Annotated in this window: 11 protein-coding genes and 1 pseudogene; 4 read left to right on the forward strand and 8 right to left on the reverse strand. The window is 62.8% G+C overall.

What is annotated here, in order from left to right:
• The first annotated feature begins 102 nt into the window (after positions 1 to 102).
• Positions 103 to 489, forward strand: coding sequence for a phage holin family protein (locus tag BM075_RS17070; protein WP_093361899.1), 387 nt, complete (start codon positions 103 to 105; stop codon positions 487 to 489).
• A gap of 85 nt (positions 490 to 574) precedes the next feature.
• On the opposite strand, the gene BM075_RS17075 is transcribed toward BM075_RS17070, so the two are convergent.
• The 8 genes from BM075_RS17075 to clpS form a co-directional block, all read right to left on the reverse strand.
• Positions 575 to 1,132 carry a hypothetical protein gene (locus BM075_RS17075; protein ID WP_093361900.1) on the reverse strand — a complete coding sequence of 186 codons (558 nt, stop codon included), beginning with the start codon at positions 1,130 to 1,132 and terminating at the stop codon, positions 575 to 577.
• A gap of 98 nt (positions 1,133 to 1,230) precedes the next feature.
• Positions 1,231 to 2,184: an ABC transporter ATP-binding protein gene (locus tag BM075_RS17080; protein ID WP_093361901.1), complete on the reverse strand. Its 954-nt coding sequence runs from the start codon at positions 2,182 to 2,184 to the stop codon at positions 1,231 to 1,233.
• Positions 2,181 to 3,158, reverse strand: coding sequence for an ABC transporter ATP-binding protein (locus BM075_RS17085; RefSeq protein ID WP_093361902.1), 978 nt, complete (start codon positions 3,156 to 3,158; stop codon positions 2,181 to 2,183). Before BM075_RS17085 ends, BM075_RS17080 begins: the two co-directional genes overlap by 4 nt.
• Before the next feature lie 3 nt (positions 3,159 to 3,161).
• Positions 3,162 to 4,052 carry an ABC transporter permease subunit gene (locus tag BM075_RS17090; RefSeq protein ID WP_093361903.1) on the reverse strand — a complete coding sequence of 297 codons (891 nt, stop codon included), beginning with the start codon at positions 4,050 to 4,052 and terminating at the stop codon, positions 3,162 to 3,164.
• Positions 4,052 to 5,059, reverse strand: a complete 1,008-nt coding sequence (locus tag BM075_RS17095; RefSeq protein ID WP_093361904.1) for an ABC transporter permease subunit — start codon at positions 5,057 to 5,059, stop codon at positions 4,052 to 4,054. The genes BM075_RS17090 and BM075_RS17095 overlap by 1 nt, the downstream gene beginning before the upstream one ends.
• Positions 5,053 to 6,150: a M24 family metallopeptidase gene (locus tag BM075_RS17100; RefSeq protein ID WP_093361905.1), complete on the reverse strand. Its 1,098-nt coding sequence runs from the start codon at positions 6,148 to 6,150 to the stop codon at positions 5,053 to 5,055. Before BM075_RS17100 ends, BM075_RS17095 begins: the two co-directional genes overlap by 7 nt.
• Positions 6,151 to 6,210: 60 nt before the next feature.
• Positions 6,211 to 7,803 (reverse strand): ABC transporter substrate-binding protein, encoded by a 1,593-nt coding sequence (locus BM075_RS17105; RefSeq protein ID WP_093361906.1) that lies wholly within the window; start codon positions 7,801 to 7,803, stop codon positions 6,211 to 6,213.
• 228 nt (positions 7,804 to 8,031) lie between these two features.
• Positions 8,032 to 8,352, reverse strand: a complete 321-nt coding sequence (clpS, locus tag BM075_RS17110) for an ATP-dependent Clp protease adapter ClpS (protein ID WP_177208398.1) — start codon at positions 8,350 to 8,352, stop codon at positions 8,032 to 8,034.
• A 130-nt stretch (positions 8,353 to 8,482) separates the two neighbouring features.
• Here clpS and BM075_RS17115 point away from each other — a divergent pair, with 130 nt between their 5' ends.
• The 3 genes and pseudogenes from BM075_RS17115 to BM075_RS24225 all read left to right on the forward strand — a co-directional run.
• Positions 8,483 to 9,181, forward strand: coding sequence for an HAD family hydrolase (locus BM075_RS17115; protein ID WP_093361908.1), 699 nt, complete (start codon positions 8,483 to 8,485; stop codon positions 9,179 to 9,181).
• Positions 9,182 to 9,362: 181 nt separating this feature from the next.
• A complete protein-coding gene (locus BM075_RS17120) occupies positions 9,363 to 10,844 on the forward strand; it encodes a D-alanyl-D-alanine carboxypeptidase family protein (RefSeq protein ID WP_093361909.1) in 1,482 nt (493 codons plus the stop codon).
• Between the two features lie 137 nt (positions 10,845 to 10,981).
• A pseudogene (locus BM075_RS24225) lies at positions 10,982 to 11,087 on the forward strand (IS5/IS1182 family transposase); the annotation flags it as partial.

Below are 11,087 nucleotides of genomic sequence, written 5' to 3' on the forward strand. Positions count from 1 at the left end.
CAGACTTGCGGCGTTGTTTCACTCCTCGCGCGCGAACGGGTTTTGGGAATGGGGATGGCGGGAGTAGTATCCACCCGACTCATATTTCCAGGGAGCCGACCGATGATGCGCACGTTGATATCTGCCCTCCTCTACATTCTGGCAAATGCCGTGGGGCTTCTGATCGCCGCGTTCTTCCTGGACGGTTTCCGGTTGGACTTCGCCGGTTTTTTCGTCGCCACGCTGCTGTTGTCCATCGTCGAGGCCGTTGCCGGACCGATGATCGCCAAGATGTCTCGGGATAATGTCCCGGCCCTGCAAGGCGGCATCGCCCTCGTCACGACATTCGTCGGTCTTGGCATCACCAACCTGATCGTTCAGGGCATGAGCATTGGCGGCCTGGGCACCTGGCTGGCCGCAACCCTGCTGGTCTGGCTTGGCGCCCTCATCGCGACCCTCATACTGCCCAAGGTCTTGTTCAAGGCGACGATGGGCTCCAATTATAAATAGGGCGTTATAAATAGGGCGTCCTGCCGCAAATCTGCAAGCGCGAGGCGCGAAACCACTGCTCGCGCCCGCGCGTCTTGTCAGGCCATCACGCCGGTGTGACGGCAATCGCCACGGCACGCTCGATCACCACCGCGATCCGGTCTCCCGGGCTGCGCGCGGCCGCGAAGGCGCGCATTTCGGGCCGTATGCGCACCGTCTCCAGCGTGCCATCTTGCAGCTTAACGGTCGCCACCTCCCGCTCCGGGTCGTACGAAACGAACTCCACGACGCCGGAAAGGGTGCCAAACGCGCCGGCGGCGGGCATCTGCCCCGGGGCGGCCACGCCCACCGCGCTCTCGCCCACAGCCGTGCCGGGGTCCTCCGGATCGGCCATGCCCACAGCAACGGATTCGTAGTAGTCGAGCGTCACCTCGTCCCCGACGGACACCTGGGCCAGGTTCTTGACCTGCGGGCCAGCGCGGAAAGTGATGGACGTCCGCCCATCGCGCACCGTGATCAGCCTGCTTTCCATGTCGACCGCTTCAATCGTGCCGCTCAGTGACACTGTCTGCGTGGCTTCCGCATGTTGCGTGCCGCCGGGCATCATCGAGCATCCGCCCGCCATCAGCAGCATCGCCGTCGCTGCAAGTATCTTGGAATTCATGGCTGTCCCCCTGTTTCTCAACGCCGTCGCGGCGTCGTTCGCGCAAAGCTAGGCCAGAGCGTGTGGCATGGGAAGAGCTCGCGAGAGATGTTGCCCAGCTACTCCGGGAAGAAGCAGGCCGCCGGATGAGGCTCGGGTCCGAGTTCCGGGCGTTCCTTCCGGCACTTGTCCTGCGCTTTCCAGCAGCGAGGCGAAAACGCGCAGCCGGGTGGGATATTCACCGGCGACGGCAGTTCGCCCGTCAGCTTGATCCGCTCCTTTCGCAGTGTCGGGTCGGCCATCGGCGTCGCCGACAGAAGCGCCTTGGTGTACGGATGGCGCTGGTGGGCAAACAACTCCTCCTTGGTGCCAATCTCCACCGGGCGGCCGAGGTACATCACGATCACGTCGTCGGCCACGTGCTTGACCACCGACAGGTCGTGGCTGATGAAAAGATAGGCCAGGCCCAGCCGCTCCTGCAGGTCCACCAGCAGGTTCAGGATCTGGCTCTGGATGGACAGGTCCAGCGCCGACACCGGCTCGTCCAGCACCAGCACCTTGGGCTCCAGCATCAGCGCCCGACCAACGGCGATCCGCTGACGTTGCCCACCGGAGAACATATGCGGATAGCGGTCGAAATGCTCGGGACGCAAACCCACGAGTTCCAGCATCTCCCGCGCCCGTCGCGTCCGCTCCTCCGCCCGCATGTCGGGGCGGTTGATCTTCAGCGGTTCCTCAAGGATTTGCCCACATCGCTGGCGCGGGTTGAGAGAGCCGTACGGGTCCTGGAAAACGATCTGAACCGTGGTCCGCAGCTTGTCGCGGGTGTCGGGCCCAGCCTTCGTTCCGTCCAGAACGAAGGTGCCGGCCACCGGCTCCTCGATCATGGTGATGACGCGGGCCAGCGTGGACTTGCCGCAACCGGATTCCCCCACGATAGCCAGCGTCTTGCCGGGCTCCAGCGTGAATGTGGCCCCGGTCAGCGCGCGTACGATGCGGTCCTTGCCAAACAGGCCGCCCTTCAGCACGTATTCCTGGGTCAGGTTCTCGGCGACGAGGACGGGCTCGGTCATGCGCTTTCCTCAGCAGGAACATTCAAAGGGTAGTGGCAGCGGGCAAAGCCCAGTTCGGGGCCTTCAACGGGCGGTTTCAGCGTCCGGCAGCGCTCGTCGGCCTTGGCGCAACGGGGACTGAAGAGGCAGCCTTTCGGGCGGTCGAACTGCCCCGGCACGACGCCGGGGATGGTCGGCAGGTGCTTGGAGGTCGCCCTCTCAGGCAACGCCGCGAGAAGGGCCGCGGTGTAGGGATGGTGCGGCGTACTGAAAAGCGGCAGGACTTCCTGCATCTCCACCTTCTGTCCCGCATACTGCACGGAGACGCGCTCCGCCGTCTCCGCCACCACACCCATGTCATGCGTTATGAGTACCAGCGCCATGCCAGTCTCTTCCTGCAGACTGGTCAGCAACTCCAGAATCTGTGCCTGGATCGTCACGTCGAGGGCCGTGGTCGGCTCGTCGGCAATCAGAAGCTTCGGCTTGCAGGCGATGGCCATGGCGATCATCACCCGCTGGTTCATGCCGCCCGACATCTGATGCGGGAAGGCCGAGAGTCGCGTCTCCGGAGCCGGAATGCCCACCTGCTCGAACAACTCGATGGCGCGTGCATGGCGCGCCTTGCGATCCATGCCCAGATGGATGCGCAGCGCCTCCTTGATCTGGAATCCGACCGTGTAGCACGGGTTGAGCGAGGTCATGGGTTCCTGGAAGATCATCGACATGTCCTTACCGATGATCGAACGGCGCTTGCGGGGCGAGATGCCGCGCAGGTCGTTGCCGTCGAATGTCATCACGTCCGACGTGATGGTCGCGGTCCAGGGCAGAAGCCCCATCATGGCGAGGAAGGACACCGATTTTCCGGAGCCGGATTCGCCCACGACGGCGGTGATGTCGCCCTTGTCGAGCGTCAGGTCGAACCCGTCCACCGCGCGGAACGTGCCGGAGGTGGTTGCGAATTCCACCGAGAGATTGCGAACTTCGAGCAGCGCCATGGGTCAGCTCCGCTTCAGCTTGGGATCGAGCGCGTCGCGCAGACCGTCGCCCATAAGGTTGATGGCGAGCACGGTGATCAGGATCGCCAGACCGGGGAAGGTCACCACCCACCAAGCCCGCAGGATGAACTCCCGCGCCTCGGCCAACATCGTGCCCCATTCCGGCGTGGGCGGCTGCGCGCCCATGCCAAGAAAGCCGAGCGCGGCCACATCGAGGATCGCGGTCGAAAAGGACAGCGCCGCCTGCACGATGATCGGCGCAAGGCAGTTCGGCAGAACGGTGATGAACATCATCCGAAGGGTGCCGGCCCCGGCGACGCCGGCCGAGGTGACGTAGTCCTTGTGCCGTTCCGACATCACCGACGCGCGGGTCAGCCGCACGTAGTGCGGTTGCAGAACGATGGCGATGGCAATCACCGCGTTCAGCAACGACGGCCCAAGGATCGCCACCATGACCAGCGCCAGGAGCAGCGAGGGAAAGGCGAGGATCACGTCCATGATCCTCATGATGATCGTATCGAGCCATTTCGGCGCGAAGCCGGCCAGCAGACCAATGGTGATCCCCACGGTGCTGGCGATCATCACGACGACCACACCCACGATGAAGGAGAACCGCGCCCCCTGGATCAGCCGCGACAACAAATCCCGTCCGAGCGCGTCGGTGCCCAGGACGAACTCCCAACTTCCACCCTCCTGCCAGACGGGAGGCTGAAGCAGGTGTTGCCGGAATTGCTGGGTCGGATCGTGCGGCGCAAGAAGCGGCGCGAACAGGGCAATGACCAGCAACGCCATGAACACCCACATGCCGATCACAGCGCCCCGGTTCTCGCGGAAGTAGAACCAGAACTCTTTCAGGCGGCCGGGGCGCTCGACGGATACGGTTGTCTCGGCCATTAGGATTTCCTGACTTTCGGGTTGATGACGCCGTAGAGCACGTCGACGGTCAGATTGACGACCATTACCATCACCGCGATCATCAGCAGCCCTCCCTGCACGACCGGGTAATCGCGCCGGAAGATGGAATCGATGATCCACTTGCCGATCCCCGGCCATGAGAAGATCGTTTCCGTCAGCAGGGCGCCGGCCAGAAGTGTGCCGACCAGCAGGCCGATCACCGTGATCACCGGGATCAGGGCGTTGCGCAGGGCGTGGACGTAGGTGACGCGCGACGGCGGCAGGCCCTTGGCGCGCGCGGTGCGGATGTAGTCCTCGCTCAGGACTTCCAGCATGGCGGACCGGGTCTGGCGCGCGATGACTGCCAGCGGGATCGTGGCGAGCACGATGGTGGGCAATACAAGGTGGCTGACCGCAGACCCGAAGGCGCCCTTCTCTCCCGACAGGAGCGAGTCTATCAGCATGAATCCGGTTACGTCGTCGAAGTAATAGAGCAGAGAGATGCGGCCCGACACCGGCGTCCACCCGAGCCAGCCCGAGAACACGATGATGAGCAGAAGCGCCCACCAGAAGATCGGCATCGAATAGCCAACCAGCGCGGATGACATCAGCACGCGGTCGAACAGCTTGCCCCGATTGATCGCCGCGACGACCCCCGCGGGAATCCCGAGCAGAACCGCCAGAGTGATCGCGCAGATCGAAAGCTCAAGCGTCGCCGGAAACAGGGCGAAGAACTCGTCCACCACTGGCCTCTTGGTGACGAAGGACTGTCCCAGATCACCTTGCAGGACGCCGAGCATGTAGTCCCAGTATTGCAGGTAGATTGGCTGATCGAAGCCGAACTGCTGCTGCAATTCGGCATATCGCTCGGCACTCACACCCCGTTCACCGGCCATGACGATGATGGGGTCGCCCGGGAGCAGCCGGATGAAGGAGAACGAGATCAGCGTCACGCCGATGAACGTCGGAACGAACGTCAGCAAACGCGACAGAAGAAAATTCAGCATTGCCCGACCACCGTCAGATCCTTGGGAAAGGTCGTGAGCGACCGGCATCCCGTTTGCGTGACAAGGACATCGTCCTCGATCCGAATTCCGAACGCTCCGGGGGCGTATAAACCCGGTTCTATGGTGAATACCATGCCCGGCTCCAAAATTTCAAAATTTCCGCGCATTATCTGCGGCGCCTCGTGTACGGCGCGGCCAAGACCGTGGCCGGTCTTGTGGCGAATACGGTCTGCGAAGGGAGAGCCCTCCAAAACTTTGCTGCAGGCGTCGTCCACATCGTGCGCCGTGAGGCCGGGCCGCGTCACCTCGTGGCCGCGCATGTTGGCGGCGAGAACGGCCGCGTAGACGGCCTGCGCCCCCTCAGGCGCATGGTCCACGAAGACGGTCCGTGTGATATCGGCATTGAGCCCGCCAACCCGCGCGCCGAAATCGAACAGCAGCGCGTCCCCCGCGCGGATCGCATAGTCCGAACGGGCATGGGCATGAGGCTTGGCGGAATTGTCCCCCGCGGCGACGATAGGATCGAAGGAATGTCCCTGGGCCCCGTGGCGGAACAGCGCTGCGGTCAACATCGCTTCCACCTCGGCCTCCGTCTGACCGACCCGCACCCGGTCCAGTACATCCGCCAGCGCCCGCTCGGAGACCGCGATGGCATGCTCCAACGTGGCAACCTCAGCCTCGGTCTTGACCCTGCGCAACGCGGAGATATCGCGTTCGGCATCCAGTATTCGCATCCCGGGATACGCGGCCTGAAGCGCATGGTGGACAAAGACACGCATCTCCTGCCCTTCAACGGCGAGCACGCGCAAAGGGATTTCCCGCGCCATCGCGGCGAAGGCGTCGGCGTACCCGTCCTGGTCCCGCCAGTCGAACACTGTGCCTTCGAAACCGATCGCCTCGAAGCTCTTCAACTCCAGGTTGGGCACGATGGCGGCGGGCGGTCCTTCTATCGGAATGACAATGACGAGGGGGCGTTCGTTGCTGTGAAAGGAGACCCCGTAGACCCGTTCGAAATTCGGTCCGGGAACGAGCGCCACGGCTTCCGCTGCGATGGCGCGGGCCGTGCGGCGATAGTCGCTGTAGCGATCCATGATGATGTGGGGAGCTTTCTGGGGAGGCCGGGGCGCTTTACGCCCCGGCCAAGATCACGGTTACTCGGCGAGGCTCACGCCATAGAAGATGTGCCCGCCAAACGGGTGCACCTTGTAGCCTTCGACTTCCGGACGCACCGGCATGAAGACGGTGGAGTGCGCGATGGTCGCCCACGGCGCCTGCTCTTTGAAGATCACTTGCGCCTCTTCGTAGAGCTTGGTCCGCTCATCCTGATCCGAAAGGACCTTGGCCTTCTGGATCAGTTCCTCGAACGGTTCGTAGCACCACTGCGCCCGGTTGGCGTCCTCAACGGAATCGCAGCCGAGCAGGACGGCAAGGAAGTTGTCCGGATCGCCGTTGTCCCCTGTCCATCCGAGCAGCACTGCGCCGTCGCGGTCGAGTTCTTTCGACCGGCTGAGGTACTCACCCCACTCGTAGGAGACGATCTCCACATCGACGCCGACCTTCTCGAAATCCGCCTGGATGAGTTCGGCCATGCGGCGAGCGTTCGGGTTGTACGGGCGCTGCACCGGCATTGCCCAGATCTTCATGCTGAGATCGCTTACACCTTCTGCCTCCAGTGCGGCTTTCGCGGCTTCCGGATCGTAGGTATCGTCCTCGACGGCATCGTTGTACGACCAGATCGTCGGCGGGATCGGGTTCTTCGCAATCACGCCGGAGCCCTGGAAGACGACGTCGATGATCGCCTGCTTGTCCATGGCCATGTTGAGCGCCTTGCGGACCTTCGGATTGTCGAAAGGCGCCTGCTGGGTGTTGTAGGCCATGTAGCCCACGTTCAGGCCTTCCTGCTCCAGCAGGTTGACGTCAGGATCGTCTTTCATGGCCTGGATGTCCGCCGGGTTCGGATAGGGCATCACGTGGCATTCGCCGGCCTTCAGCTTCTGGTACCGGACCGACGCATCGGGCGTGATCGCGAAGACCAGGCTCTCGATCGCCGCCGGCTCACGCCAGTACTCGTCATTGCGCGCAAAGCGCACCACGGCGTCCTTTTGATATGCGACGAACTTGAACGCGCCCGTGCCGATCGGGGCCTGGTTCAGCATCTCCGGCGTGCCGGCCTCCAGCATCGCGTCGGCATATTCTTTCGACATGATCGAAGCGAAGCCCATGGCGAGGTTCGCGATCATCGGCGCCTCGGGCCGATTCAGGACGAACTTCACGGTTTTGTCGTCCACCTTCACGATCTCTTTCAGCAGGTCGGGCATCGACATGCCTTCGAAATATTCCCAGGTGCCGCCGGAGACGGTCTTGTACGGGTTGTCGTCCTTCCACTGACGCTCGAAAGAAAAGATCACGTCGTCAGCGTTGAAATCGCGTGTCGGCGTGAACTGGTCGTTGGAGTGGAACTTGACGCCCTCGCGCAGGTGGAACGTGTACTCGAGCCCGTCCTCGGACACCTCCCAGCTTTCCGCGAGGCCCGGGATCACCTTCGTCGTGCCGGTCTCGAAAAGGACGAGTTTGTCGTAGATCGGGTGTTCGGATGCGTCGAACGTCGTCCCCGAGGTGTAAAGCGCGGGATCAAAGCCCTCCGGCGATCCTTCGGAGCAATAAACGAGTGTCTGGGCAGAGGCGGCTCCGGCAAGCATGGTTGCTCCCAAGAGCGCCGCGACGGCGGTCCTCGAAAGGTTCATGAGTAAACTCCCTGTTATGGCTGCCCTCGTACGGGGCACATGCCCGGAAATAGACAGCCAAACCGCTTGGGATTCAAGCTGCGCCGCCCCGCTCCCGTTGCGGCACCCCGTCGATCATAGCGCGCGGCCTGCGATCCCGCGGCGACGCGACTTATTTTATGTCTGCAAATATCCCCGCCGGAGGCAGGATTTTTCGGCCAAAAAATCGCCCGCGACGGTGGTGTGCGCTTACTCTTTTTCCATCGTGCACTGCAGCGGGTGCTGGTGGCGGCGGGCAAAGTCCATGACTTGCGCCACTTTCGTTTCCGCCACCTCGTGACTGAATACGCCAACCACAGCGACGCCCTTCTTGTGCACCACAAGCATCAGCTCGAAGGCCTGCGCGTGAGTCATCCCGAAGAACCGCTCTAGAATGTGCACGACAAACTCCATCGGCGTATAGTCGTCATTCAGCAGCAGCACCTTGTAGAGCGGCGGGCGTTGCGTTCGCGGACGGGTCTTCGTCGCCACACCGCTTTCGCGATCGGTCTGGTCGTCATTCGAGGACAGATGTGGGTCGCGGCGGGTCAAGGCGCGTTGCGCTCCGATGGCTACTGGGAGTTGCGGTGTTTCCTGGGGTTATATAGCCGACAGGGATGGTCTGAAAAGGGTCCAGGCACGTCACGCGGAGGCAGATCCCATGAAAGTCACCACAATTGGCTTCGATGCCGACGATACCCTGTGGCACAACGAGCGCTTCTTCGTGCTGACCCAAGATCGATTCGCCGACCTGCTGAGCGACTACACGGACCGCGAAATGCTGGACCAACGCCTGCTGGAATCCGAGAAACGCAACATCGGGCACTATGGCTACGGCATCAAAGGGTTCATGCTCTCGATGATCGAGACCGCGATTGACGTAACGGATTCCCGCGTTCCGGCCAGCGTTATCCGGCAAATTCTCGAGATCGGCCAGGACATGCTGCGTCACCCGATCGAACTGCTGCCCCACGCCCGGGATGCTGTGGAAGCGATGGCCCGGTCGAACCGCAAAGTCCTTTTGATCACCAAGGGCGACCTGTTGGACCAGGAACGCAAGCTAACCGAATCGGGATTGTGGGAGTGCTTCGACAGGGTGGAAATCGTGTCGGAAAAATCGGCAGAGGTTTTCGACCGCATTTTCAGCGAACATGGCGACGGGCCGGACAAGGCGCTGATGGTCGGGAACTCCATGAAGTCCGACGTCCTGCCAGCAATTGCCGCGGGGGCGTGGGGAGTTCACGTTCCCTTCCACCTCGCCTGGGCGCTTGAGGCCGCAGATGCGCCGGATGGTCACGCCCGGTTCCGCGTGCTGGAGCATTTGGGCGAACTGCCCAATTTGGTCGAGGGCCTCGGATAAGATCTAGTGGAATCACGTCACTGGCGCCCCGAGATCTAGAGATGTTGCTTGAATGTCACCGTGAAAGGCGTTGGAATAGAACGCTTTTCGAGTCACCAGAGCCGTGGTACCTTGGCCTGGAGCAAAAAAATAACCGACCCTGAAAACAGGGCGGACCAAGGCAGACAGAGGCAGGCAGCAAATGACGACGAGCATTGGTGGGCGCCGTGCGCTCGCTCTTCCCGTGATTTTCGTACTGACGTTCGCCGTTCTCATCGGCACCAGCATTCGTGCCGGCGCCCGCGAGTACGCGGCCATGGTGATGGACGCGCGAACCGGCGAAGTTCTTTATTCTCGCAACGCGGACACCCGGCTTCACCCGGCGTCGCTGACGAAGATGATGACTCTCTACATCGCCTTCGAGGCCGTGGAACACGGGGAGATCGGGCTGGACACGAAGGTCAAGATTTCACGGAAAGCGGCGAACGAGGTGCCCTCCAAGCTCGGGCTTCGAGCGGGGCAGACCATCGAGTTCCGGTATCTCATCCGGGCAGCCGCCGTGAAATCGGCCAACGACGCGGCAACCGCCATTGGTGAAGCGGTCTCCGGAAACGAAGCGGCCTTCGCGCGCCGGATGAACCGCACCGCCAAGGAACTCGGCATGACGCGCACGACGTTCAAGAACATGAACGGCCTGACAGAAGCGGGCCACCTGTCGACCGCGCGCGACATGTCGATTCTCGGGCGGCACCTGTTCTACGACTATCCACAATATTACAACCTGTTCTCCCGCCGCTCGACGGACGCCAAGCTGCGCACCGTCTACAACACCAACCGCAAGTTTCTGGCCGCCTACGAGGGTGCCGATGGCATCAAGACAGGCTACACCAATGCGGCGGGCTCCAACCTCGTGGCGTCCGCCCATCGCGGCAACACGCGAATCATCACGACCGTCTTCGGCGCCAGCTCGAGCGCCGCGCGCAACGCCAAGGTCGCCGAATTGATGGACATGGGCTTCCAACGCGCCCCGAGGCAGGTCGCCGAGCGCAAACCGCAGCTTCCCACCTATGCCGGCAACGGAACGTCCACGGGCGCCAAGACCATCCAGGTCGCCCGCGCGGTTACAAGTTCGATGCGCCCGCTTGGGCGCCCGACCATGCCGGCCGTCGCCGAGGTCAAACAGGCGGCGCTGCAAAGCGGGATCGAGGCAGCGGTCGCCCTGGCGACGGACGAAGCCGCCGTGGTCGCGGAGGTCGCCGCGGCGCCCGCGATACCGAAGACTGTCATCGGCGACGCCGTGACCAAGGCCGTTCTTTTGACGGCGGGGGCAACGAGCCCCCTTCCCCAGGCCCGCCCGCGCCGGCTGGACTTCGCCGCAGCCAAGCCCCTGGCCGAACCCTCGGGTGAACAGGTCGTTGTGTCCCGCGTGTCCACCTCGGGTGGACGCCATTGGGGTATCAACGTCGGCAGCTATCCGTCGCGCTACAAGGCCGAACGCGTTCTGCTGAAAACTGCGCTGTCGGAGATGTCCACGCTAGACGGCGCCCTGCGCAAGGTCGCGCAACGCAGCACCGGGTTCGACGCGAACTTCCTTGGCCTGAGCGAAGACCAAGCCGCCTTGGCGTGCCGCCGCCTGGAAGCACGCGGGGCCGAATGCTCGACTTTCGGTCCGAACGGTTCCTGATCCCAACACGCAAATAGATTCGCCGGAGCTCAACCCCACTCACGGATCCGGCAGCGGCGGCCTTCTGGGCCGGCGTTGTTGCAGAACTCAGCCGGTGAAGGATTCACATCGGGAATTCATGCGGTTAGACGAGGTACATGAGCAAGCCCAAGCCCGCCCGCTACCGCACAACGAACTGGTCCACCTACAACGATGCGCTCAGGAAGCGCGGGTCGCTGCTGATCTGGCTGGACAAGGAGATGG

This window comes from Tropicimonas isoalkanivorans (assembly GCF_900112335.1).
In the GTDB taxonomy this organism is placed as follows: Bacteria; Pseudomonadota; Alphaproteobacteria; order Rhodobacterales; family Rhodobacteraceae; genus Tropicimonas; species Tropicimonas isoalkanivorans.